Source organism: Devosia sp. 67-54, assembly GCF_001899075.1.
Taxonomy (GTDB): domain Bacteria; phylum Pseudomonadota; class Alphaproteobacteria; order Rhizobiales; family Devosiaceae; genus Devosia_A.
On sequence record NZ_MKVA01000005.1, the window covers coordinates 885,997 to 907,797 of the forward strand.

Annotated in this window: 23 protein-coding genes and 1 pseudogene; 17 read left to right on the forward strand and 7 right to left on the reverse strand. The window is 66.4% G+C overall.

Features of this window, described 5'->3' with window-relative positions:
- Positions 1 to 19 precede the first annotated feature (19 nt).
- The 4 genes from accB (at position 20) to BGO82_RS09495 (ending at position 2,599) form a co-directional block, all read left to right on the forward strand.
- Positions 20 to 517, forward strand: coding sequence for an acetyl-CoA carboxylase biotin carboxyl carrier protein (gene accB, locus BGO82_RS09480; protein ID WP_291305309.1), 498 nt, complete (start codon positions 20 to 22; stop codon positions 515 to 517).
- Positions 517 to 1,860: an acetyl-CoA carboxylase biotin carboxylase subunit gene (accC, locus tag BGO82_RS09485; RefSeq protein ID WP_291305310.1), complete on the forward strand. Its 1,344-nt coding sequence runs from the start codon at positions 517 to 519 to the stop codon at positions 1,858 to 1,860. The genes accB and accC overlap by 1 nt, the downstream gene beginning before the upstream one ends.
- Positions 1,861 to 1,965: 105 nt before the next feature.
- Positions 1,966 to 2,172 carry a hypothetical protein gene (locus BGO82_RS09490; RefSeq protein ID WP_291305311.1) on the forward strand — a complete coding sequence of 69 codons (207 nt, stop codon included), beginning with the start codon at positions 1,966 to 1,968 and terminating at the stop codon, positions 2,170 to 2,172.
- A 10-nt stretch (positions 2,173 to 2,182) separates the two neighbouring features.
- A complete protein-coding gene (locus BGO82_RS09495; RefSeq protein ID WP_291305312.1) occupies positions 2,183 to 2,599 on the forward strand; it encodes a type II toxin-antitoxin system HicB family antitoxin in 417 nt (138 codons plus the stop codon).
- A gap of 15 nt (positions 2,600 to 2,614) precedes the next feature.
- Here the strand turns inward: BGO82_RS09495 and BGO82_RS09500 are convergent, their stop codons facing one another.
- Both BGO82_RS09500 and BGO82_RS09505 read right to left on the reverse strand, forming a co-directional pair.
- On the reverse strand, positions 2,615 to 5,194 hold the full coding sequence (locus BGO82_RS09500) for an FtsX-like permease family protein (protein WP_291305313.1): 2,580 nt from the start codon (positions 5,192 to 5,194) through the stop codon (positions 2,615 to 2,617).
- Entirely contained in the window at positions 5,191 to 5,898 is a 708-nt protein-coding gene (locus BGO82_RS09505; RefSeq protein WP_291305314.1) for an ABC transporter ATP-binding protein, read from the reverse strand. The genes BGO82_RS09500 and BGO82_RS09505 overlap by 4 nt, the downstream gene beginning before the upstream one ends.
- A gap of 121 nt (positions 5,899 to 6,019) precedes the next feature.
- Between BGO82_RS09505 and aat the strand changes: the two genes are divergently transcribed.
- Positions 6,020 to 6,673, forward strand: a complete 654-nt coding sequence (gene aat / locus BGO82_RS09510; RefSeq protein WP_291305315.1) for a leucyl/phenylalanyl-tRNA--protein transferase — start codon at positions 6,020 to 6,022, stop codon at positions 6,671 to 6,673.
- On the opposite strand, the gene BGO82_RS09515 is transcribed toward aat, so the two are convergent.
- The 3 genes from BGO82_RS09515 to BGO82_RS09525 all read right to left on the reverse strand — a co-directional run bounded on the left by BGO82_RS09515 (position 6,665) and on the right by BGO82_RS09525 (position 8,582).
- Complete coding sequence (locus tag BGO82_RS09515) at positions 6,665 to 7,651, reverse strand: hypothetical protein (protein ID WP_291305316.1); 987 nt, start codon at positions 7,649 to 7,651, stop codon at positions 6,665 to 6,667. The two genes, aat and BGO82_RS09515, sit on opposite strands and share 9 nt — an antisense overlap.
- An 86-nt stretch (positions 7,652 to 7,737) precedes the next feature.
- Positions 7,738 to 8,163 carry a DUF2155 domain-containing protein gene (locus BGO82_RS09520; RefSeq protein WP_291305705.1) on the reverse strand — a complete coding sequence of 142 codons (426 nt, stop codon included), beginning with the start codon at positions 8,161 to 8,163 and terminating at the stop codon, positions 7,738 to 7,740.
- On the reverse strand, positions 8,160 to 8,582 hold the full coding sequence (locus BGO82_RS09525; protein WP_291305317.1) for an NADH:ubiquinone oxidoreductase subunit NDUFA12: 423 nt from the start codon (positions 8,580 to 8,582) through the stop codon (positions 8,160 to 8,162). Before BGO82_RS09525 ends, BGO82_RS09520 begins: the two co-directional genes overlap by 4 nt.
- Before the next feature lie 723 nt (positions 8,583 to 9,305).
- Here BGO82_RS09525 and BGO82_RS09530 point away from each other — a divergent pair.
- The 8 genes from BGO82_RS09530 (at position 9,306) to BGO82_RS09565 (ending at position 18,594) form a co-directional block, all read left to right on the forward strand.
- The gene (locus BGO82_RS09530) at positions 9,306 to 13,007 is read left to right on the forward strand and encodes a vitamin B12-dependent ribonucleotide reductase (protein ID WP_291305318.1); all 3,702 of its coding nucleotides are present in this window, start codon (positions 9,306 to 9,308) and stop codon (positions 13,005 to 13,007) included.
- A 127-nt stretch (positions 13,008 to 13,134) separates the two neighbouring features.
- A complete protein-coding gene (locus BGO82_RS09535) occupies positions 13,135 to 14,058 on the forward strand; it encodes an SIR2 family protein (protein ID WP_291305319.1) in 924 nt (307 codons plus the stop codon).
- Between the two features lie 298 nt (positions 14,059 to 14,356).
- A complete protein-coding gene (locus BGO82_RS09540; RefSeq protein WP_291305320.1) occupies positions 14,357 to 14,743 on the forward strand; it encodes a hypothetical protein in 387 nt (128 codons plus the stop codon).
- A 305-nt stretch (positions 14,744 to 15,048) separates the two neighbouring features.
- Positions 15,049 to 15,510 (forward strand): L-2-amino-thiazoline-4-carboxylic acid hydrolase, encoded by a 462-nt coding sequence (locus BGO82_RS09545; RefSeq protein ID WP_291305321.1) that lies wholly within the window; start codon positions 15,049 to 15,051, stop codon positions 15,508 to 15,510.
- A gap of 374 nt (positions 15,511 to 15,884) precedes the next feature.
- Positions 15,885 to 17,102, forward strand: a complete 1,218-nt coding sequence (locus BGO82_RS09550) for an MFS transporter (protein ID WP_291305322.1) — start codon at positions 15,885 to 15,887, stop codon at positions 17,100 to 17,102.
- Between the two features lie 65 nt (positions 17,103 to 17,167).
- Positions 17,168 to 17,581 (forward strand): VOC family protein, encoded by a 414-nt coding sequence (locus BGO82_RS09555; protein WP_291305323.1) that lies wholly within the window; start codon positions 17,168 to 17,170, stop codon positions 17,579 to 17,581.
- A 14-nt stretch (positions 17,582 to 17,595) separates the two neighbouring features.
- Positions 17,596 to 18,063 (forward strand): NUDIX domain-containing protein, encoded by a 468-nt coding sequence (locus BGO82_RS09560; protein WP_291305324.1) that lies wholly within the window; start codon positions 17,596 to 17,598, stop codon positions 18,061 to 18,063.
- A 57-nt stretch (positions 18,064 to 18,120) separates the two neighbouring features.
- Complete coding sequence (locus BGO82_RS09565) at positions 18,121 to 18,594, forward strand: hypothetical protein (RefSeq protein WP_291305325.1); 474 nt, start codon at positions 18,121 to 18,123, stop codon at positions 18,592 to 18,594.
- Here BGO82_RS09565 and BGO82_RS09570 read toward each other — a convergent pair whose 3' ends face one another.
- Positions 18,595 to 18,927 carry a hypothetical protein gene (locus BGO82_RS09570; protein ID WP_291305326.1) on the reverse strand — a complete coding sequence of 111 codons (333 nt, stop codon included), beginning with the start codon at positions 18,925 to 18,927 and terminating at the stop codon, positions 18,595 to 18,597. It lies immediately after the preceding gene.
- Between the two features lie 87 nt (positions 18,928 to 19,014).
- Here BGO82_RS09570 and BGO82_RS09575 point away from each other — a divergent pair, with 87 nt between their 5' ends.
- The 3 genes and pseudogenes from BGO82_RS09575 to BGO82_RS09585 all read left to right on the forward strand — a co-directional run bounded on the left by BGO82_RS09575 (position 19,015) and on the right by BGO82_RS09585 (position 20,673).
- Positions 19,015 to 19,485 carry a hypothetical protein gene (locus BGO82_RS09575; protein ID WP_291305327.1) on the forward strand — a complete coding sequence of 157 codons (471 nt, stop codon included), beginning with the start codon at positions 19,015 to 19,017 and terminating at the stop codon, positions 19,483 to 19,485.
- Positions 19,486 to 19,596: 111 nt separating this feature from the next.
- Positions 19,597 to 19,989 (forward strand): annotated as a pseudogene (locus tag BGO82_RS09580) (cell wall hydrolase); the annotation flags it as partial.
- Positions 19,990 to 20,022: 33 nt separating this feature from the next.
- Positions 20,023 to 20,673 carry a sulfite oxidase-like oxidoreductase gene (locus BGO82_RS09585; protein WP_291305328.1) on the forward strand — a complete coding sequence of 217 codons (651 nt, stop codon included), beginning with the start codon at positions 20,023 to 20,025 and terminating at the stop codon, positions 20,671 to 20,673.
- Positions 20,674 to 20,696: 23 nt separating this feature from the next.
- Here BGO82_RS09585 and BGO82_RS09590 read toward each other — a convergent pair whose 3' ends face one another.
- Positions 20,697 to 21,197 carry a DUF1993 domain-containing protein gene (locus BGO82_RS09590; RefSeq protein WP_366246936.1) on the reverse strand — a complete coding sequence of 167 codons (501 nt, stop codon included), beginning with the start codon at positions 21,195 to 21,197 and terminating at the stop codon, positions 20,697 to 20,699.
- Between the two features lie 191 nt (positions 21,198 to 21,388).
- Between BGO82_RS09590 and BGO82_RS09595 the strand changes: the two genes are divergently transcribed.
- Positions 21,389 to 21,793 carry a hypothetical protein gene (locus BGO82_RS09595; protein WP_291305330.1) on the forward strand — a complete coding sequence of 135 codons (405 nt, stop codon included), beginning with the start codon at positions 21,389 to 21,391 and terminating at the stop codon, positions 21,791 to 21,793.
- Positions 21,794 to 21,801 lie beyond the last annotated feature (8 nt).

Here is a 21,801-nt window from a genome sequence, read left to right on the forward strand (position 1 = left end):
GCCCAAGGGAGGCAAATCGATGACCAAGGACGCTCCGGCAGATCAGGCCCTGATCGAGGCCATCGCCAAGCTGCTCAACGAGCAGAACCTGGCCGAGATCGAGATCGAGCGCGAAGATCTGCGCGTCCGCGTCACCCGTACCTATGCCAATTCCGGCGTGCAGCAGGTGATGGTGCCCGCTCCGGCGCCCATGGCGATGGCCGCTCCCGCCGCGGCGCCCTCCGCCCCGGCCGGGTCCGCCGCCAAGGCCGCCGCCGCGCCGGCCGACGACCTCGCCTCCAACCCCAATGCGCTGACCTCGCCGATGGTGGGCACCGCCTATCTGTCGCCCGAGCCGGGCAAGCCGACCTTCGTGTCGGTGGGCTCGAAGGTCTCGGAGGGCCAGACCATCCTCATCATCGAGGCGATGAAGACGATGAACCAGATCCCGGCGCACAAATCCGGCACCGTCTCGCGCATCCTCGTCACCGACGCCGCGCCGGTCGAATACGGCCAGCCGCTCGCGGTCATCGACTGATGTTCCAGAAGGTCCTCATCGCCAACCGGGGCGAGATCGCGCTCCGCGTGCTGCGCGCCTGCAAGGAACTGGGAATTTCGACGGTCGCGGTGTATTCGACCGCCGACCGCAACGCCATGCATGTGCGCATGGCCGACGAGAGCGTGTGCATCGGCCCGCCGCCGGCCAGGGACAGCTACCTCAACATCCCCTCGCTGCTGGCCGCCTGCGAGATCACCGGCGCCGACGCCGTGCATCCGGGCTACGGCTTCCTCAGCGAGAATGCGCGCTTCGCCCGCATCCTTTCCGAGCACAAGATCACCTTCATCGGCCCGTCCGAGCACCATATCCAGATCATGGGCGACAAGATCACCGCCAAGCAGACGGCGGTGGAGCTCGGCATCCCGGTGGTCCCCGGCTCGAAGGGCGAGGTGAAGACCGAGGACGAGGCCAAGAAGACTGCGGCCGAGATCGGCTATCCGGTGCTGATCAAGGCCACCGCCGGCGGCGGCGGGCGCGGCATGAAAGTGGCGCATACCGAGCTCGACGTGCTCACCGCCTGGTCGACCGCCCGCTCGGAGGCCAAGGCCGCCTTCGGCAACGACTCCGTCTATATGGAGAAATACCTCGGCCAGCCGCGGCACATCGAGGTGCAGGTGATGGGCGACGGCAAAGGCAACGCGGTGCACCTGGGCACCCGCGACTGCTCGCTGCAGCGCCGCCACCAGAAGGTCTGGGAAGAGGCCACCGCCCCCACCGTGCCGGCCGAACAGCGCGACCGCATCGGCGAGATCTGCGCCGCCGCCATGCGCAAGCTCAAATATTCGGGCGCCGGCACCATCGAGTTCCTGTACGAGAACGGCGAGTTCTACTTCATCGAGATGAACACGCGGCTGCAGGTCGAGCACCCGGTGACCGAGCGCGTCACCGGCGTCGACCTCGTCTACGAGCAGATCCGCGTCGCCTCGGGCGAGACGCTGAGCCTCAGGCAGAAGGACATCACCTTCACCGGCCACGCCATCGAGCTCCGGATCAACGCCGAGGACCCCAACACCTTCGCGCCCTCGCCCGGCACCATCAAATTCTACCACCCGGCCGGCGGCGTCGGCGTGCGCATCGACAGCGCCATCTACAGCGGCTACGCCATCCCGCCCTATTACGACAGCCTCATCGGCAAGCTCATCGTCTACGGCCGCACCCGCGAGGAGTGCCTGATGCGCCTGCGCCGCGCCATCGACGAATTCGTCGTCGACGGCATCAAGACCACGCTCCCCTTGTTCCAGCGCCTGATCAAGGAACCCGACATTCTCGCGGGCAATTACGACATCCACTGGCTGGAAAAGTATCTGGGGATGAAGCACTAGTTCGACACGAGACCCGTTCTGGGTGGGGGCGACATATTGCGCCACCCCTTGTCTCTCGGACATTTTTGTCCGATATTCATGTCACAGCCGAGCGGGGGCGACGGCATGAAGCGGGACCGGTTCATCAGCCAGCTCAAGCAGGATTGCGGCGCGGCCGGCCTTGCGCTCGTGGTCGACAAAAAGCTCGGCAAGGGCTCGCATTACCGGCTCGAGGTGCGGGACGGCGACCGGCTCGTGGCCAAAACGACCCTCAAATCGGGCGAGTTGTCGCCGGCCTACATGGCCCTCGTGCGCCGGCAACTCGGCCTCTAGGAGACGGAAGATGGAGTATCGCTGCGAACTCGATGCCAACGGCGAAGGCGGCTTTCTGGTGCGCTTTCCCGACGTTCCCGAGGCGCTGACGGAAGGCGCGACGCGGCAGGAGGCGACCGTCAATGCCTCGGATGCGCTGGAAGTCGCATTGCTTGGACGGATGAAGGACGGGGATGACCTCCCTCCCCCCTCCTACCGGGGAGGAGCCCCGGTCCCCATCGCCGCGCAGGCCGCGGCGAAGCTGGCGTTCTACAGTGCGTTCCGGAGGTCCGGCCTGTCGCAATCGGCTCTCGCCCGCAAGCTCGGCAAGGACGAGGCGGAGGTGCGCCGCATGCTCGATCCGTATCACGCGACGAAGCTTCCCGCCCTCGACGAGGCGTTGCGCGCGCTCGGCCAGCGCCTGGTGGTGAGCGTCGAGGCGGCATAGCCGCCCCGAAGGGGGTCAGCCCATCGACCTCAGATACTGCGCCGGCTTCGTGCTCAGCGCGCTCCACGTGGTCAGCGCGCCGGTGACGATGGTCAGCACGATCGAGCCGGCCAGCACGCCCAGCACCAGCAGCGGGTTGACGCCGAAGCCCACGTCCATCTGCGCGCCCTTGACGATGGCGTAGGCGCCGGCGATGCCGACCAGCATCGACAGCAGCGCCGCGAAGCCGCCGAGCAGCGCATATTCGAGCGCGAATACCTTCACCACGTCGCCGCGGGTCGAGCCCAGCACCTTGTTGACCACGGCGTCGGCCTCGCGCTGCTTGCGCCCCGCCGCCATGGTGCCGGCCAGCACCAGGAGGCCGTTGACCACCGCCAGGGCACCGACGATGTTCACCGCCGTCGACAACTGGCCGAGAATGCCCGCCGCCTGGTTGAGCGCCTCGCCCACCGGCAGGAAGGTGATGTCGGGATATTTCTTGGCCAGCGCCCGCTCCACATCCTTCTCGTGGCCCTCGGCGGCCTTGATGGTCGCAAGGTTGGTGCCGGGGAAGTCGTCGAACGTGCCGGGCGTCGCCGTCACCAGGAAGTTGAGCCCGCTCTGGAACTGGAAGTCGCGCAGGTTGGCGACGGTGACGTCGAAGGATTCGCCGAACAGCGTCAGCTCCAGCTTGTCGCCGGGCTTGATGCCGAGGCTGATGGCGTCCTGGTCGCGCAGCGACACCAGCGGCGGGCCGGAATAATCCTCAGGCCACCAGGCGCCGGCGGTGACCTTGGAATCGGCCGGCAGGTCGGGCCGCCAGGTCATCAGGATTTCGCCGGTCAGCATGTAGGCGGCTTCGCCCGAGATGTCCTTGCGGTCGCGGATCTGGTCCGACGGCACGCCGTTTACCTTGGTGATGGCGGCGCGGATCATCGGCGAGTGCTGGAACTCGGTGACCTGCCCGGTCGATTTGAGGAAGTCCTGCAGATCCGTCACTTCGTCGTCGAACAGGTCGGTGGCAACGAAGGTCGGGGCGTCCTTGGTCACCTGCCCCAGCAGCTGGTCGCGCAGATTGACGCTGAGGATCACGATCACCAGCAGCATCGCGAGGCCGAGGCCCAGCGACATGATCACCGTCGGCGCCGGCGAGCCGGGCCGGTAGATGCCGCGGAAGGCGTTGCGGAAGGTGGCGCTCGGCAGGGGCGGAATGGCGCGGAGCACGACTTGCAGCAGCCGCCCGGCGAGGCTCAGCAGCAGGTAGGCGGCGATCACGCCGATGGCGTAGTAGCCGACGAGGCTCAGATCCTGCGTCGTCCACCAGGCGAGCCCGAAGATGCCGAGCCCGGCGACGAGCAGCGGGATCAGCACCCACGGATCGAAATATTCGCGCGTCTTGAGGTTCTGGATCGAGGTGCCGACGGTGCGGAACAGCATGGCCGGCCGCAGCTTTTCCGCCCGCACCAGCGGGATGTAGGAGAAGGCGAAGGCGGCGAGGATGCCGAACAGCAGCGCCGTCACGAGCGCCGGCCATTCGACCGAAGGCGGCAGATCGACCGCGAGGATGCGGCCGAGCACCGGCAGCGCCGCCGCGGTCAGCGCCGCGCCGATCACGAGGCCGATGACGATGCCGGCCAGCGACATGATGCCGACCTGGGTGAAGAAGTGCACGAGGATGCGCGGCCCGGTGGCCCCGAGGCTGCGCAGCGTCGCGATCGAGCGCTGCCGCTCCTGGATATAGGCGGAGACGGCGTTGAAGATGCCCACCCCGCCCACCAGCAGCGAGCTCAGCCCGACGATCAGCAGGAAGCGCACGAACAGATCGTAGAAGCGCGCCAGCGTGCCCGCCGCGTCGTAGGGCGACTGCACCTTCCATTCGGGATCGGATTTGAAGTGCGCCTCGACCTTGGGCTTGGCGATGGTGTAGTCGCCCTGGTCGGGGTTGAGCTTGATCTTGTAGCTGTACTGCGTCAGCAGCCCCGGCAGCGGCGGCCGCGTCTCGGGATTGGCCTGTTCCGCCTCCACCGACATCAGCGTGGTGAGGCCCAGATGCAGGCCGCGCAGGGCGCTGTTGGGCAGCGAGCCGAGCAGCCCGCGCGCCTCGAATTGGGTGCCGTTGACGGTGAAGCGGCCGCCGAGGTCGATCCCCAGCCGGTCGAGGATCACCGGATCGACGATGGCGCCATAGGCGCCGTCCTTGAGGGCCAGCAGGTCGGCCGGCTTCTCGCCGGGCTTGAGCTGCGGGCTCACCACATTGCCGTAGAGCGGGTAGAGGTCGTCGACCGCGTAGATGTCGAGGAACGCCGTGTTGCCGCTGTCGTCCATGGCGTCGGCGCGCGAGTTCGACGAGATCGTCTCGCTCACCTCTCCCAGCGTCTTCATGTAGGCGAGCTCGTCGGGATTGGCGCGGCGGTCGGCGCGGTTGACCTGGATGTCGCCGCCCATCAGCGTGTTGGCGTCGCGCAGGATGGCGCCCTTGAGCGCATCGCCCACCGAGCTCACGCCGGCGATGGTCGCGGTGCCCAGCGCCAGGCACGCCAGCAGGATGCCGAAACGGCGAAGGTCGCCGCGCAGGTCGACCAGCGCGACGCGGATCCAGTTGCGGAGCTTGGTCATGCCGGGACGGCCTCTTTGGTGGTCTCGGTGAGCTGGCCGTGATTCATGGTCAGCATGCGGTCGGCCTTGGCCGCGAGCGAGCGGTCATGGGTGATCAGCAGAATGGCCGTGCCCTTCTTGCGGGCGAGGTTGAACATCAGGTCGATCACCAGCGCGCCGGTGTCCTGGTCGAGATTGCCGGTGGGCTCGTCGGCCAGCATCAGCTTGGGGCTGGTCACCATGGCGCGGGCCAGCGCCACGCGCTGCTGCTCGCCGCCCGAGAGCGCGCTCGGCAGGTGCGTCAGCCGGTCGCCGAGCCCGACTTCGGCCAGCGCCGCCGCCGCGTGCTCGCGGATTTCGCGAAAACTCTCGCCGGTCTCGGCGATCTCGAGCGCCAGCGCCACGTTCTCGAGCGCCGTCATCGAGGGAATGAGCTGGAAGTTCTGGAACAGGATGCCGAGATTGTTGCGCCGGAAGATGGCGAGCTGGTCCTCGTTGGCGGTCGAAATGTCCTGGCCGGCCACCACCACCTTGCCGGTGGTTGCCCGTTCCAGCCCGCCCAGGATCATCAGCAGCGAGGTCTTGCCGCTGCCCGACGGCCCGACCACCGCCGTCACCTCGCCGGCCGCGACCTTGAACGTCACATCCTTGAGGATGTGCAGCATGGATTTGCCGCTCATCAGTTCAAGGTTGGCTTTTTCGGTCTGGATCACGGCTTCGGGCATTGGCGGGCGGACTCGCATTGGTTCCGGGGCAAAAACGGCGCCTTCTTAGGCGATAAAATGTGAACGCTGGCAATACACGTTGTCGCGCCGATATGACTCTGTGACGGCAAGTGGAGCGCCCATGTCACGCAAAACCGACCCTTTTGCGGTCGATCTGACCCCCGGGCTGATCCTGCGCGCCTACCAGGCCGGCATCTTCCCGATGGCCGAGGACGCCAGTTCGGACGACCTCTTCTGGGTGTCGCCACAGCGCCGCGGCGTCATTCCGCTGGAGGCCGCCCACATCTCGCGCAGCCTGCGCAAGACCTTGAAACACAACCCTTATTCGGTGCGCATCGACACCGATTTCGAGGCCGTGATCGAGGGCTGCGCCACCGCCGGGACCGACCGCGACAGCACCTGGATCAACGCCGCCATCCGCCGCCTCTACGGCGAATTGTTCCGGCGCGGCTTCGTCCACACGGTCGAGGTGTGGGACGGCGCCGACCTCGTGGGCGGGCTCTACGGCGTCTCCATCGGCGCGGCGTTCTTCGGGGAATCGATGTTCCACCGCAAGACCGATTGCAGCAAGATCGCCATGGCGCATCTGCTCGGCCGGCTGAAGGCGGGGGGCTACCGCCTGCTCGACACGCAGTTCATCACCGACCATCTGCGCACCTTCGGCGGCATCGAGATCGCCCGCGAGGACTACGAACTGCGCCTCGCGGACGCCCTCAAGCACGACGCCGACTGGGCGGCGATCGACCGCGGCGGCCCGCCGCCGCCGCTATTTTAGGTCGCCGCCCCAGATCAGCCCTGGCGTCGGGCCGCTGATCCGGCACCAGCCCTTGCCGCCATTCTCGCAGGCCACCACGGTCACAGGGGCGCCGGCGTCGAGGTAGGCGATCTCGGTGCCCTGCCGGTCGGCATAGACCGTGGAGGCTTCGCGCAGCACCCGGACCTTGCCCCTGGGCCCGAACTGGCCGCCCGCGGGCCCGAACGGCAGGCCCCTGGCGCCGAGCGAGGCGCCGTCGCGGCCGATATGGATCTCGAACTGCAGCGGCACGTCGCCGCCACCCCTGCCGAACGGTCCGCCGGCAGGGCCGTGCCCCGGCCCGTGATCGCCCCCCTTGCCGAACGGACCGCCCTGGCCGTTGCCGAACGGGCCACCCTGCCCCGTGCCCTTGCCGTCGCCGCCCTTGGGGCCCGCCGCCGGCGTGTCGTCGTGGCAGAGCAGGCCGAGGCTGCGCACGCCGCCCTTGTAGGTCCCGAGCAGCCCGGTGGCATATTGGATACCGGGGCAGTCGATGCTCTTGGACGCCGTCGAATAGGTGCCCACCGACGAGGTGGTGGGCTTGACGAGCAGGCCGACCTTGTTGCCGGAGGCGACATGGCACGACAGCCGCACCCGCTCGACCGCCAGGTTGAGACCGACGAACACCTGCAGCCCGCGCACCACCATGTCGTCGGGGCAGCGCGTCGAGCTGTAGCCGCCACTCAGGGCATGCTGGTCGGTGGGGCCGAACATCTGCTTGAGCCGATGCGCGGTGCCGAGCCCGCCGGGCAGCACCGGCTTGCAGACGGCGCTGACGCCCAGCAGCCGCTCGGCATTGTTGTAGTCGAACCCCACCAGCGCCTCGCCCGGATCGCAGGCGGCGGCGAACGCCGTGCCGGTGCCGTCGCCCGGCGTGTTGGTGCGCGTATCGGCCAGTACGCCCGCCGAACCGGCGAGCAGCAGCCCAACCGCCAGCGCCAATGTCTTCGGAATTGCCATGATCGGTATGTCCCTCGTTCGCGCCCCGAAGCGATCATGGCATCCGGCGACGGGACCGTCGTCCACCGCCTGGTGGATGACGCGGGCTATTGCGCCGGCGTCTCGGCGGAGGCCGCTGCGGGCGGCGGCGGCACGTCGCTCGACTGCTTACAATCGACCAGCCAGATGTCGTAGACCGGGTGGTCGATGGGGTTGAGCGCCGGGCTCTCTGCGAACATCCAGCCGGTGAAGATGCGCTCGGTGCCGCCCTTCAGCGACACCTGGTCCACCTCGACGAACACGCTGGTGCGCTGCGTCTCGGTGGGCGGCCGCGTGTAGCAGACGCGCGGCGTGATCTGCAGCGCGCCGAACTGCACGGTCTCGTTGATATAGACGTCGAAATTGGTGATCCGGCCGGTGATCTTGTCGAGCCCGGAGAACGAGGCCACCGGGTTCGAGATGGTGGCCGCCGCCGTGGGGCTCGCCAGTCCCGCGACCAGCACCAGCGCCAGAAGTCCTCGCACCGGCGTCAGGCGTCCGGCGACCAGGCGTCGTAGTCGCCGGTGACCTTGGGGCGCTCGCCCTTGTTCAGCAGGCTGCCGTCCGGCCGATACGCCAGCGCCGAGCCGGTATAGTTGCGGATATGCGGCTTTTCCCATTCGCGCGGCGTGTAGTCGCCGTCCCTGGGGACCTCGTTGGTCCGGTAATGCATCCAGCCATACCAGCCGGGCGGAATCGTGGTCGGCTCGGCATAGCCGCCGGCATAGATCACCATGCGCCGCTCCATGCCGCTGGGGCCGGTCGCCTTCTTGCTGCGGTAGTAGCGGTTGCCGAACTCGTCCGAGCCGACATAGACGCCTTGCGTCGCCGCCCACAGCCGCGTGCCCCAGGTGTTGCCGCGCCACCAGGCGAAAATCTCGATGAAGAAGTCTTTCCAACCACCCTGGGGCATGCGCGAACCTACCGGAATCTTCAGTGCCCAAGCCTCTAGCACCTGACCCCGCCCGCGCCTAGGCCCAGCGGCGCCACCGGCACCATCATCGCCAGCGCCACGAGCGCGAGCGCCGTCCCGCGGAGCATTGCCGCTCCGCTCGCCACCCTCCCTCGTGGCCGCGGCCAGCCTCCCCGCTATCCCCAGCCCGGCCGAAAATTCTGCGCTTGACAGGTTTCGCCGGTGCGGCCCGCTCGGCGTGCCTGTCGCGGACGCCGACTTCATGTGCCGCGTGAGGTCGAAAATTCGCCTCGATTTTGACCGGGTTTAGCGCGGATTCCGGTTGCCGCTTTTGAGCTCGGCGCGGCATTTTCGCGCCGCCGAATCGATGCGGTTTGAACGCCGGTTTCGGCGCTTTCGGTTGTCCCCGCTATTCACAATGCCTATACTAAATCTAGCGAAAACGGCATGGCCCAACACTAGCTATGGTCGTTTTGCCGGTTTACGCCGTTGACGCCTTTTCTGAATCGGACCACAAATTTGCCCCGCTGCAACGGTCGCGTTTCCGGCCGCCGCGGCCAAGTCCTCCCGGAAGAGTTCGGCATCAGATCGGACACACCTGGAGGCACGGGGCAAAGCCGATCCGTGGCGACGGAGAGGTTTCAGTAAAGCGTCAAGCAGGACGGATGCCGTGGCGGCGGCAGCAGGGCCTTCGTGCCCGCGAATTTGGGGACTATTGCGACTATGCACATCGATCGTCGGTACACCGAAGCCAACCAGGACGCCTATCGGGGCATCGAATTCCGCTCGACCACGAGCGAAATCCGCAACCCGGACGGCTCGGTCGTCTTCAAGCTCGAAGGCATGCAGGTGCCCTCGACCTGGTCGCAGGTGGCCGCCGACATCATCGCGCAGAAATATTTCCGCAAGGCCGGCGTCGCCAAGGTGCTGAAGAAAGTCGAGGAGAACGACGTCCCCTCCTGGCTGTGGCGCTCGGTGCCCGACGACAAGGCGCTCAAGGCGCTGCCCGAAAAGGAGCGCTACGGCTCCGAGAGCGACAGCCGCCAGGTATTCCACCGCCTCGCCGGCACCTGGACCTATTGGGGCTGGAAGGGCAAATATTTCGACAGCGAGGACGACGCCCGCGCCTTCTACGACGAGCTCTGCTACATGCTCGCGACGCAGAAGGTGGCGCCCAATTCGCCGCAATGGTTCAATACCGGCCTGTTCTGGGCCTACGGCATCGACGGCCCCGGCCAGGGCCATTTCTACGTCGACCCCTTCACCAAAAAGCTGGTGCAGTCCAAGAGCTCGTACGAGCACCCGCAGCCGCATGCCTGCTTCATCCAGTCGGTGAACGACGACCTCGTCAACGAGGGCGGCATCATGGATCTGTGGGTGCGCGAGGCGCGGCTGTTCAAATACGGCTCGGGCACCGGCTCCAATTTCTCGCAGTTGCGCGGCGAAGGCGAAAAGCTCAGTGGCGGCGGCAAGTCGTCCGGCCTGATGAGCTTTTTGAAGATCGGCGACCGCGCCGCCGGCGCCATCAAGTCGGGCGGCACCACCCGCCGCGCCGCCAAGATGGTGGTGGTCGACATCGACCATCCGGACATCGAGGCCTACATCAACTGGAAGGTGAAGGAGGAGCAGAAGGTCGCCGCCCTGGTCACCGGCTCCAAGGTCGTCAGCAAGCACCTCAAGGCCATCATGAAGGCCGCCGTGAACTGCGACGGCAATGGCGACGACTGCTTCGACGTCGGCAAGAACCCGGCGCTGAAGCGCGCCGTCAAGGACGCCAAGAAGGCGCTGGTGCCCGAGAACTACGTGCAGCGGGTCATCCAGTTCGCGCGCCAAGGCTACACCGACATCGAATTCCCGATCTACGACACCGACTGGGATTCCGAGGCCTACCTCACCGTCTCCGGCCAGAACTCCAACAACACCGTGCGCGTCACCGACGACTTCCTCAAGGCCGTCGAGACCGACGGCGAGTGGAACCTCGTCGGCCGCACCTCGGGCAAGATCACCAAGACGCTCAAGGCCCGCGATCTGTGGGAGTCGATCGGCTATGCCGCCTGGGCCTCGGCCGATCCGGGCATCCATTTCCACACCACCATCAACGAGTGGCACACCAGCCCCGCCGCCGGCCCGATCGTCGCGAGCAATCCGTGCTCGGAATACATGTTCCTCGACGACACCGCTTGCAATCTCGCCTCGGTCAATCTGCTGCCCTACCGCAATGCCGACGGCAGCTTCGACGTCGCCCGCTTCGAGCATACCTGCCGGCTGTGGACGATCGTGCTCGAAATCTCGGTGATGATGGCGCAGTTCCCCAGCCGCGCCATCGCCGAGCGCTCGTTCCAGTACCGCACGCTCGGCATCGGCTACGCCAATATCGGCGGCCTGCTGATGACCTCGGGCATCCCCTATGACTCGGCGGAAGGCCGCGCCATCTGCGCCGCCATCACCGCGGTGATGACCGGCGCCTCCTATCTCGCCTCGGCCGAGATGGCCAAGGAGCTCGGCGCCTTCGCCGATTACGAGCGCAACGCCCCGCACATGCTGCGCGTCATGCGCAACCACCGCACCGCCGCGCACGGCAAGGCGGACGGCTATGAGGGCCTGTCGGTCAACCCGGTGCCGCTCGACCACGGCTCGCTCAAGGACAAGGCGCTGTCGGCGCGCGCCCGCTCGGTCTGGGACGAGGCGGTCGCGGCCGGCGAGCAGCACGGCTACCGCAACGCCCAGGTGTCGGTGATCGCCCCGACCGGCACGATCGGCCTCGTGATGGATTGCGACACCACCGGCATCGAGCCCGATTTCGCGCTGGTGAAGTTCAAGAAGCTCGCCGGCGGCGGCTATTTCAAGATCATCAACAACGCCGTGCCGCCGGCGCTGCGCACGCTGGGCTACAGCGAAAGCCAGATCGCCGAGATCGAGGCCTATGCCGTCGGCCACGGCAACCTCAACCAGGCGCCGGCGATCAACCCCTCCACGCTGCGCGCCAAGGGCTTCACCGACGACAAGATCGCCGCGCTCAACGCCGCCACCAAGGCCGCGTTCGACATCAAATTCGTGTTCAACCAGTGGACGCTGGGCGCCGACTTCCTCAAGGGCCTCGGCGTCACCGCCGAGCAGCTCGGCGACATGAATTTCGACCTGCTGAGCTTCCTCGGCTTTTCCAAAAAGGACATCGAGGCCGCCAACATCCATGTCTGCGGCGCCATGACCCTCGAGGGCGCGCCCGGGCTCAAGGCCGAGCACCTGCCGGTGTTCGACTGCGCCACCCCGTGCGGCAAGATCGGCAAGCGCTACCTTTCCGTCGACAGCCACATCCTGATGATGGCGGCGGCGCAGCCGTTCATTTCGGGCGCCATCAGCAAGACCATCAACATGCCCAACGACGCCACCGTCGAGGACTGCAAGCAGTCCTACATGCTGAGCTGGCGCCTTGCCCTCAAGGCCAACGCCCTCTACCGCGACGGCTCCAAGCTGTCGCAGCCGCTCAACGCCTCGCTGATCGCCGATGACGACGAGGAAGACGACGAGGCCGTCGACACCCTGCTCGCCGCCAGCCAGGCGGCGCGCGTGCCGCAGGTGGTGGAAAAGATCGTCGAGCGCATCGTCGCCACGCACGACCGCGAGAAGCTGCCGACGCGCCGCAAGGGCTACACGCAGAAGGCCATCGTCGGCGGCCACAAGGTGTATCTGCGCACCGGCGAATACGAGGACGGCCGGCTCGGCGAGATCTTCATCGACATGCACAAGGAAGGCGCCGCCTTCCGCGCCATGATGAACAATTTCGCCATCGCCGTCAGCCTCGGCCTGCAATACGGCGTGCCGCTCGACGAATATGTCGAGGCCTTCACCTTCACGCGCTTCGAGCCGGCCGGCATGGTCATGGGCAACGACCGCATCAAGAACGCCACCTCGCTGCTCGACTACGTGTTCCGCGAGCTGGCGGTGAGCTATCTCGACCGCGAGGATCTGGCGCACGTCCATCCCGATGCCGGCAACATGTCGCTGGGCAAGGGCGTCGCCGAGGACGCCGCGGTGCGTGCCCCGGCCCCCGCCCCAGTGCCGGCACAGAACGTCGTTTCACGCGGCATGACGCGCGGCAAGCTGCAGGGCCAGAACCTGCTCTTGGTGCAGGGCGGCCCGCACGCCCAGTTCAACCCGGTGGCCTCGATCCAGCAGAGCACGGTGACGGCGCTCAAGAGCTCCACCGCCCTCAAGGCCGACCCCAACCCCAGCGTCTTCAACGCCGGCGAGCTCGACCCCATCCCCTCCCCGCCCCCCAGCCAGGACGCGGGCAAACTGAGGGCGCAAGCGCAGATGCAGGGCTACACGGGGGATCAGTGCAGCAACTGCAACAGCATGCGCATGAAGGTCAGCGGGCACTGCATGGTGTGCGAGGACTGCGGCACGACCACGGGGTGTAGTTGAGGACTAGATACCACAACGGCGTCCAAAAGTGATTCGCCGACGAACAGTTCTTGTGGTTGGAGCCGGTGCGAGCACCAACTTCGGACTTCCTGCTGGCGCTGGGCTGAAGTCAGACATTGCGACCTTGATGAAGTATCAAGTCGATCGGACAGTTTCCGGCAATCTCAGCAGGATCTTTTTTACACTGGAACGAGCGTCTCGAGACAAGCGGCTGGAGATGCCTGATCTCAATGTAGTCCTTGATGCTGCTCGCGAGATACGAGGAGCGATGTCGATCGCTCAATCGATCGATAACTACCTCGATGCCCACAGGGCAGATTCCGTCATCAATCTCGTGGGAAAGATGGCAATTTGCCAAGCGATCATTGAGCGCGAAGCGACGTCTAACATAACCAGTCCGGATAGCTCAAACATCTACAACCAGTTTGACTTTTCGAGATCAGAAAACACTTGGCTCAATGCATTCCTGAGGAAGGTGACCGAGGGTATACCCCGCGAGGAGATTGAGCGCGTTTTTGCTAACGTAGCGATCGTTACGTTTAACTATGACCGTTGCATCGAGCAGTACCTATTTTACGCGCTACAGCGATACTACCGCGCCTCCGAGCAGGATGTGATCTCAGCTCTCAGCAACCTCCAAATAGTCCATGTCTATGGAAAAGTCGGCAGACTCCCCTGGCAGAGAGGCGCTAGTAGCGCCGTTCCATTTGGCGACCTCTCCAAAGCCAATCTCTTCGATGTTGCATCTACTATCTCCACTTTCACCGAGGCGCGGTACGACTCGGCGGTGATTGATGACATCGCCGCGGCTTTCGACAACGCTGTTCGCATCATATTTCTCGGCTTTTCCTTTCAAGAACAGAACGTCGACGTACTGCCCCAGGTAGCGTCCCATGTGGACATCTTCGGTACCGCTCAGGGCATGTCCAATACCAACCTAAAAGTAATAGAAAATAAGCTTCCTGCGCACTTCAAGTTGGTTAAGCAATTGGTACTGGACGACATTGGCGCCGAAGCTTTCATTGACAATTATTGGCGCGTTCTAGAATGACGCTCCTATCGAATTGATCCTTCTTGAGCTACCATCTCTTACCGTCAGTAGCCGGCACCGTGGTTCTAGCCTATACACGAGCACTCACACCCGTGACCCGCGGCATTGAGGCAGGCTGGGGAGCCACGACAACTGCCAAACTGGTTTCAACAGGTTTCATCAATCGAAAACACAATGAACCGTGCGGGTGGCGGCCGGTCGAACTCCTCGCGGTGCCGTTCACCATAACCGCATTGCCATCTTGTTCACGTCATGAGCGCGCGGTTCTTTGGTCCACAGTTTCACTTGGATCATTGCCATGCCCCTCCGCCTCGTCCTTACCCTCGCCCTCCTCCCCGCTCTCCTCATCACTCCCGCGCTCGCCAAGAGCCATGGGCAGATCCTCAGCAGTGGCGGGGCCTACAGCACCGCGGCCAAGCCCGGCGCCGACATTCCGGCGATCTGCAAGAACATCCTCGCCAAGCAGAACAGCTCCAAGCAGGCGATGGCCGATGCGGCGCAGCTGTATTTTCACGGCACGCTGATGGGCCAGAAATGCGTGGCGGTCGACTACGTCAAGGCGATCACGCTGATGAAGGCCTCGGGCCACATCGGCGAATACAACAGCCTCGTCCACGCGCTCAGGGAGCGTGCCGCCAGCGGCAACGCGCTCGCCGTGGCGGCGGTGGCCAGGCTCAAGCTGTAGCCTCGATTTCTAACGCGCGGCCAAACGGCAAAGCGCTGGCGACCGGCGGGCGCCGACGCCGGCAGTCCTTCACATCGTCATTCCCGCGCAGGCGGGACTCCAGGCGGAGTGTTCGGACGTCCGCGAGCCCGGTCTGGATTCCCGCCTGCGCGGGAATGACGATGTCGGAAATACAGGGAACGACGATCGAGGTGGGCGAAGCCCAGGCCCTGCAATCGATCCACCTGTTCCTCTCCTCCGTAAACGGGGAGAGGATTGCCGGCGCGGCCGCTTGCGCTCCGTCGCCATCGCGCTATCCTCCCCTCATGCCCCACCTCACCCCCTTCGAGCGCATCACCCTCGCCGTCGAAGCCCAGATTCCGCTGGTGCGCGCCATGGAGGCGGCGCTGGGCAGGGAGCAGGCGCACAAGCTGGTGCGCGCGGCGCTCGACAAGTCCAACCGCGCCATGGTGGCGAAGCGCGGGAGCCTGCTCGATATCGACACCCTCGCGGCCGAGTTCGCCGGCTTCGGCGAGGGCGTGCGCTACGAGTTCACCACGCTGGAGCAGACTGAAACGACGCTCCGGAACGAGGTTACACATTGCGACTATGCCGCGTTCATGCAGCGCATCGGCGCCCGCGACCTCGGCGAGCTTTTGATCTGCGACGGCGATTTCGCCATGGCCGACGAGCTCGGCCTCAAACTCGAACGCACCACCACCTGCATGGCCGGCGACGGCCACTGCAATTTCTGCTACCACGTCAAGCCTGCCGCCCCCGCCGCCTGACGCCCTCCCGCCGCCGCCGGCGCCACTCCGCTGCCGGGCCTGTCGCAGGGCGTGTTGGCCGGCCGGCCGCCTTCGCTTCCACGAAAACGCCGCCACCCGCCGTCTCGCCGCCGAGGCGGACGGCGGTATCGAGGCGTCCGCTCGCCCTGTGCACAAAAGCAAACGTCGTTAACGCGATCTTAACGATTGTGAAGCAACTCTAAATGCGTTCGGTCGGCGGCCGCACCTCTTCGGGCCAGATACGTCTGGTGTCCCTCTTCCCCGCCGGCCGGACACCAATCTCCTCAGCCTCCTCGAAAAAATTGCGCGGCGCATGTCGATCCGCTGGTTCGCCGTTCGTCAACACGGCACACTAGCCAGTGGAGGATCTCGGAATGGCATCGCGTTACGGCTGGGTGATCGTCGCGGCGGGCGCGCTCATCACCTGCGTGGCAATGGGGGCGATGTTCGCCCTGCCCGTCTATTTGCAGCCCATCGCCGAGGACACCGGCTGGAGCCATGCCGGCATCTCCTTCGCCATGACCATCGGCTTTCTGGTCATGGGCGTCGCCGGCTTCCTGTGGGGCACGCTCAGCGACCGCATCGGGCCGCGCCCGGTGGTGCTGATCGCCGCCGCCATGCTCGGCGCCGGCCTGTTCATCGCCAGCCGCGCCAGCGATCTGCTGGTCTTCCAGCTCGCCTATGGCGGCCTCGTCGGCGCCGCGGGCGGCGCCTTCTTCGCCCCCATCATCGCCGCCACCGTCGGCTGGTTCGACAAGCACCGCAGCCTCGCGGTGTCGCTGGTTTCGGTCGGCGGCGGCGTGGCGCCGATGGTGATGACGCCGCTCGCCTCCATCCTCATCGGCAGCTATGGCTGGCGCCTGGCGATGCTGTCCATCGGCCTCGCCGCGGTGCTGGTGATCCTGCCCACGGCGCTGCTGATCCGCCGTGCCCCGGCCGCGGCCGAGCTGCCGGCCGGCGCGCCCGCGGCCGAGCCGGCGAAGCCGGTTTCGGTGGGGGCGGCGCTGCGCACGCCGCAATTCATCGTGCTCGCGGCAACGTTCTTTCTGTGCTGCGCGGCGCATTCCGGGCCGATCTTCCACACCGTCAGCTACGCCATGATCTGTGGCGCCACGCCGCTGGCGGCGGCCAGCATCTACAGCGTCGAGGGCGTGTCGGGGCTGTTCGGCCGGCTGATCTTCGGCGTGCTCGCCGACCGCTTCGGCGCACGGCGGCTGATCCTGGGCGGGCTGCTGCTGCAGGCCGCCGGCATCTACAGCTACATCTACGTGTCGCAGCTGCCGCATTTCTACCTGCTGGCGCTGGTGCTGGGCATGGCCTATGGCGGGGTGATGCCGCTCTATTCGGTGCTGGCGCGCGACTATTTCAGCCAGTCGATGATGGGCACCGTGCTCGGCGCCGCCACCATGGTGTCGAGCATCGGCATGGCCTTCGGGCCGGTGGGCGGCGGCTGGCTCTACGACACCTTCGGCACCTATCACTGGCTCTACATCGCCTCGGCCGCCGTGGGGCTGGGCGCGGCGCTGATGGCCCTCGCCTTCCCGCCGCCCGGCAAGCCCGCGGGGCTGGCACCCGCGCCGCAGCCGGCCTGACCGGCTGCCTTTCCTCCGTCACGGTGCCGGGCTAGCGTCCGGCCCCCACCCCAAAGGAGATGTCGATGACCAGCAGCCGGCTCAACCCCTATCTCAGCTTCGACGACAGCGCCCGCGCCGCCATGGAGTTCTACAAATCGGTGTTCGGCGGCACGCTGACGCTCTCCACCTTCGGCGAGGCCGGCATGTCCCAGGCCGAGGGCGACAAGGACAAGATCATGCACGGCCAGCTCGAAACGCCGGCCGGCTACACGCTGATGGGCTCCGACACCCCCGCCAGCATGGGCGCGCCGCGCCCCAATGGCGCGGTGTCGCTGTCCGGCGACGACGAGGCATCGCTCAAGGCCTATTGGGACAAGCTCAGCGTGGGCGGCACGGTTTTCGTGCCGCTCGAAAAAGCCCCCTGGGGCGACAGCTTCGGCATGCTGGCCGACAAATTCGGCGTGTCCTGGATGGTCAACATCGCCGGCGCGCGCTGAGGCGCGCCGGCGCCATGCCCGCGATTTCCGCCGGCATCGTGCTGTTCCGCCGGCGGGCCGGCAGGGTGGACGTCTTCCTCGTCCATCCCGGCGGTCCGTTCTGGGCCAGCAAGGACGAGGCCGGCTGGTCGATTCCCAAGGGCCTCGCCGATGCCGGCGAGGAGCACGAGGCGGCGGCACGGCGCGAATTCGCCGAGGAGGTCGGCGCCGTTCCCGGCGGCGCATTGCTGCCGCTCGGCAGCTTCCGGCAGTCGGGCGGCAAGACCATCGTCGCCTTCGCGCTCGAGGGCGAGTTCGACCCGGCGGCGCTCCAATCGAACACAACCGAGATCGTCTGGCCGCCCCGCTCCGGCCGAACGCTCACCATCCCGGAAATCGACCGCGCCGGCTGGTTCGACCTCGAGACGGCGGCGCACAAGCTGCATCTGGGTCAGCGCCCGATCCTCGCGGCCCTGCGCGGCAGGCTCGGCGGCAACGACTAGCGCGGGAACCTTCATTGCGACTATCCATTGCTGCACTGGGTCAATGAGGGATTCTCCATGCGATATCTGCGCCTCGCGGCCGTGATTGTTCCGGCGCTCCTGCTGGCTGCCTGCGGCGGCGACTCCAATCCGCCCCCGGCACAGCCCTCCGCTGCGCCGTCGACGGCCGCGCCCGCAGCCCCGGCGCCGGCCGCCCCGCCGCAGAGCAAGCCCGCCAGCGACAAGGACCTCGCACCATTGTTCGGCACCTGGGGGCTCGATCCGGCCAATTGCGGCGCGCAGGTCCTCAAGATCAGCAAGACGCGCTTCGAGGGCCCCGGCAGCGGCTGCGACATCACCGGCTTCAACGACAATGGCGACGGCACCTACACCGCCACCATGAGCTGCACGGCCAAGGGCCAGTCGTCGACCGAGCGCATCCAGATGCGGCCGATCTTCGCCCCGAGCGGCGAAGGCATCGACCTCACCTATCTCGACCGCGACAACCTCAAATCCGAAGTGCTGCGCTGCGACGTGCCGAAAAAGCAGTGATCAGCGGCGGCGCCAGCGCCGGCGGGTGGTCGACAGCCAGCGCTGTAGCCGCACGATGGCGTTGCCGACCGGCCGCTTCAGCGGCGGCACGTCGATGGCCAGCACCAGAAGGCCGAGCGGCAGCATCCACAGGCCCAGCACCGGCAGGAAGCTGAACACGCCGCCCAGGATCAGCAGCACCGCCAGCGGGATGCGCACCAGGTGCATGTGCGGCCGCCGCACCCAGCGCAGGAATCCGGCCGTGGCCGGCACCTGCCGGCCAATGCGCTCGAACTGCCGGTTCAGCCGGGACTCGGCATGGGGGGTGGTCATCGTGGTCACCAGGTCGCTCATGCCAGCGATATGGTGCGCCACCCGACCGGCGCAAGAGTGGAACCGCCACTGAGATCAATGCGTTGCACGACAAACCCGGAGCTTTCCATGCCCTGGCTCGAACGCCTGAACGACCGCAACGCCCGAAAACTCGCGCATGTCCTTCGCCACAACGCCGCGGAAGCCGGCGAGCTGGCACAGGATCGCTGGCAGGATTTTGCCCGCAGCGCCGGCGCCATCGCCGGCCGGACCGCGCACGACGTCGCCGATTATGGCCGCCAGCGCGGCGCCGAAGTGCTGCGCGAGCAGGCGCAGCGCTACGCCGGCCTCGCCCAGGAGCGCACCCATGACCTGCGTGACCACATGCGCGACCGCGCCCGTCGCTACGCCCATGCCGCCGGCGAGGCGGCAGGCGAGCTCGTCGACTACGGCCGCCGCGAAAGCGCCGTGCTCGCCGAGGCCGCGGCGGTGCAGGCCAGGCGCGTCGGGCGCGCCGTCAAGGCCGACCCGGTGCCGATCATTGTCGGCGCCATCGGCATCGCCCTCGTCGCCAATCTGCTGTTCGGGCGCCGCCGCTAGCCTCGGAACCTCCTCTTAACCCTGCTCCGGCATGCTGGGATCGCATCGATCCCGGAGCAGGTCTTGTTTCGCGTACTGCCCGTCATCGCCGCCCTGGCGGTCGCCCCGCTGATGGGCGGCTGCGCTATTCTGCCGTTCGGCGCGTTCCTGTCGCCGTCGGACTGCATGACCCGCGTCATGTATTTCGAATCCAACCGCTCTTCCGCCGAAGGCATGCTGGCGGTCGGCACGGTGGTGATGAACCGCGTCAGCGATCCGGCCTATCCGCACACCGTGTGCGGGGTGGTCGGCCAGTCCAACCAGTTCGCCGACGGCGTGCTGTGGAAGCCGATGCAGGAAGGCCGCAGCCTCGCTCTGGCGCGCTCGATGGCCGATCGGGTGCTGCATGGCTATCGCCACCCCGGCGTCGGAAACGCAAAATTCTTCCACACGGAAGGCTACACCTTCCCCTATACCAACATGCACTACACCTGGGTCGCCGGCGGCAACGCGTTCTACGAGAAGTATTGACCCGCCGGCGCCGGATCGGAGCCGCCGATGATCGATACGCCCGAAGACAGCAAGCTCACCCGCAGCAAGTCGCGCTGGGCCGAGCTCGGGAAATTCCTGACCGGCACGACCTCGCGTCCCGAGGACAGCCGCCTGCCGCCCGGCCAGCATCTGGTGCGCAACTGGCCGGTCCTCGACCTCGGCCAGACCCCCAACGTGGCGCGCGAAACCTGGCGGCTCGACCTTGCCGGCGCCATCGAGACCCCCACGACCTGGACGTGGCACGAGCTGATGTCGGCGCCGCAGACGCACAAGCGCAGCGACATCCACTGCGTGACCTCGTGGTCGCGCTACGACAACAATTGGGACGGCGTCACCACCCACGATCTGATGGACGCGGTGCGGCCCCGGCCCGAGGCCACGCACGTGCTGTTCACCAGCAATGACGGCTACACCACCAACATGGCGATCGAGGATTTCGCCTCGCCCGAGGCGCTGCTCGTCCACAGCTGGGAGGGTGCCCCGCTGCCGCTCGAGCATGGCGGGCCGGTGCGGCTGGTGGTGCCGCACCTCTATTTCTGGAAGAGCCCGAAATGGATCCGCCGCATCGAGTTCGCGACGCGCGACCACCCCGGCTTCTGGGAAGTCCGGGGCTATCACAACCACGCCGATCCGTGGCGGGAGGAGCGCTACTCCTGAGGGCGGCCACCCGGCCGGAAGACTCAGCCGGTGAAGTCGCGCTTGCCCACCGGCACGCCGGCGTGCCGCAGGATGTCGTAGGCCGTCGTCACGTGGAAGAAGAAGTTCGGCAGCGCGTTTTCGAGCAGGTATTTCTGCGCCGGCCACTGCACTTCCTCGCCGCGCACCTTGAGCGGGATCAGCTTGTCCTCGGTGCCGTCGAGCTGCGCCGCCGGGACCGATCTGGCGAAATCGAGGCCGGTCTCCAGCCGCGCCTTCACCTCGGCCCAGGTCTTTTCGGTGTCCGCCCAGGTCGGCGCCGCAACGCCGCTCACGCGCGACAGGAACAGCTTGGCGCGATCGGTGGACGACTGGATCTGGAACGAGAACGGCAGCATGTCCGGCGCCAGCCGCATCGCGACATAATTGTCGGGGCTGAATTTACGCTCCTCGGCATAGGCCTCGGCCTTGTCCATCACCGCATGCAGATTGCTGAGCATGCGAACGAACGTGCCCGCGGAGGCAGTGGAAAAATTCATCGGCATCGTGGAATTCCGGATTCATGGCGGGGGTCCCGGCGAGGAACGGTTCCATCGCCAGTCGCCGATGGTTTGCCCCAAACGCGCCGGGTTTGCAACGGTCTTGCGCCGCGCCCGAACTCGCCGCGCCGCGCCGGGATTAGCACTCCGTTAACGGCCCCGGACTAGCGTTTTCGGGACGCAGTCAGGACTCGACCATGGCGATCACGGGCACCGATTTTCTCGACGACAACCTCGCCGGATTGCAGCAATTGCAGTCGCTGCAGGCATCGGCCGCGCAATATTTCAAGGGCACCGACGGCAAGATGCATTCAGCCGGCTCGTTCAAGGGCATGGATGGAAAATACCACGCCAAGGGCTCGTTCTACGGCCGCGACGGCAATTATCACCCGGCCGGCTCGTTCCTCGGCAACGACCGGAAATATCACCTCAAGGGCTCGTTCCTGGGCAAGGACAACACCTGGCACATCGAAGGCTCGAAGATCGGCCGCGACGGCAATTACCATGGCCCCAACGCCCGGCAGAAACCCGACGGCACCTACACCGAGGACAAAACCGACTCGATGCTGCAACTGCTGGAATCCTCGGGTGCCATTTCCTGAGGCGGCTC

Coding starts and splice junctions, on each gene's coding strand:
- accB (WP_291305309.1), top strand. CDS start 20: ATGACCAAGGACGCTCCGGCAGATCAGGCCCTGATCGAGGCCATCGCC.
- accC (WP_291305310.1), top strand. CDS start 517: ATGTTCCAGAAGGTCCTCATCGCCAACCGGGGCGAGATCGCGCTCCGC.
- BGO82_RS09490 (WP_291305311.1), top strand. CDS start 1,966: ATGAAGCGGGACCGGTTCATCAGCCAGCTCAAGCAGGATTGCGGCGCG.
- BGO82_RS09495 (WP_291305312.1), top strand. CDS start 2,183: ATGGAGTATCGCTGCGAACTCGATGCCAACGGCGAAGGCGGCTTTCTG.
- BGO82_RS09500 (WP_291305313.1), bottom strand. CDS start 5,194: ATGACCAAGCTCCGCAACTGGATCCGCGTCGCGCTGGTCGACCTGCGC.
- BGO82_RS09505 (WP_291305314.1), bottom strand. CDS start 5,898: ATGCCCGAAGCCGTGATCCAGACCGAAAAAGCCAACCTTGAACTGATG.
- aat (WP_291305315.1), top strand. CDS start 6,020: ATGTCACGCAAAACCGACCCTTTTGCGGTCGATCTGACCCCCGGGCTG.
- BGO82_RS09515 (WP_291305316.1), bottom strand. CDS start 7,651: ATGGCAATTCCGAAGACATTGGCGCTGGCGGTTGGGCTGCTGCTCGCC.
- BGO82_RS09525 (WP_291305317.1), bottom strand. CDS start 8,582: ATGCCCCAGGGTGGTTGGAAAGACTTCTTCATCGAGATTTTCGCCTGG.
- BGO82_RS09530 (WP_291305318.1), top strand. CDS start 9,306: ATGCACATCGATCGTCGGTACACCGAAGCCAACCAGGACGCCTATCGG.
- BGO82_RS09535 (WP_291305319.1), top strand. CDS start 13,135: ATGAAGTATCAAGTCGATCGGACAGTTTCCGGCAATCTCAGCAGGATC.
- BGO82_RS09540 (WP_291305320.1), top strand. CDS start 14,357: ATGCCCCTCCGCCTCGTCCTTACCCTCGCCCTCCTCCCCGCTCTCCTC.
- BGO82_RS09545 (WP_291305321.1), top strand. CDS start 15,049: ATGCCCCACCTCACCCCCTTCGAGCGCATCACCCTCGCCGTCGAAGCC.
- BGO82_RS09550 (WP_291305322.1), top strand. CDS start 15,885: ATGGCATCGCGTTACGGCTGGGTGATCGTCGCGGCGGGCGCGCTCATC.
- BGO82_RS09555 (WP_291305323.1), top strand. CDS start 17,168: ATGACCAGCAGCCGGCTCAACCCCTATCTCAGCTTCGACGACAGCGCC.
- BGO82_RS09560 (WP_291305324.1), top strand. CDS start 17,596: ATGCCCGCGATTTCCGCCGGCATCGTGCTGTTCCGCCGGCGGGCCGGC.
- BGO82_RS09565 (WP_291305325.1), top strand. CDS start 18,121: ATGCGATATCTGCGCCTCGCGGCCGTGATTGTTCCGGCGCTCCTGCTG.
- BGO82_RS09570 (WP_291305326.1), bottom strand. CDS start 18,927: ATGAGCGACCTGGTGACCACGATGACCACCCCCCATGCCGAGTCCCGG.
- BGO82_RS09575 (WP_291305327.1), top strand. CDS start 19,015: ATGCCCTGGCTCGAACGCCTGAACGACCGCAACGCCCGAAAACTCGCG.
- BGO82_RS09585 (WP_291305328.1), top strand. CDS start 20,023: ATGATCGATACGCCCGAAGACAGCAAGCTCACCCGCAGCAAGTCGCGC.
- BGO82_RS09590 (WP_366246936.1), bottom strand. CDS start 21,197: ATGCCGATGAATTTTTCCACTGCCTCCGCGGGCACGTTCGTTCGCATG.
- BGO82_RS09595 (WP_291305330.1), top strand. CDS start 21,389: ATGGCGATCACGGGCACCGATTTTCTCGACGACAACCTCGCCGGATTG.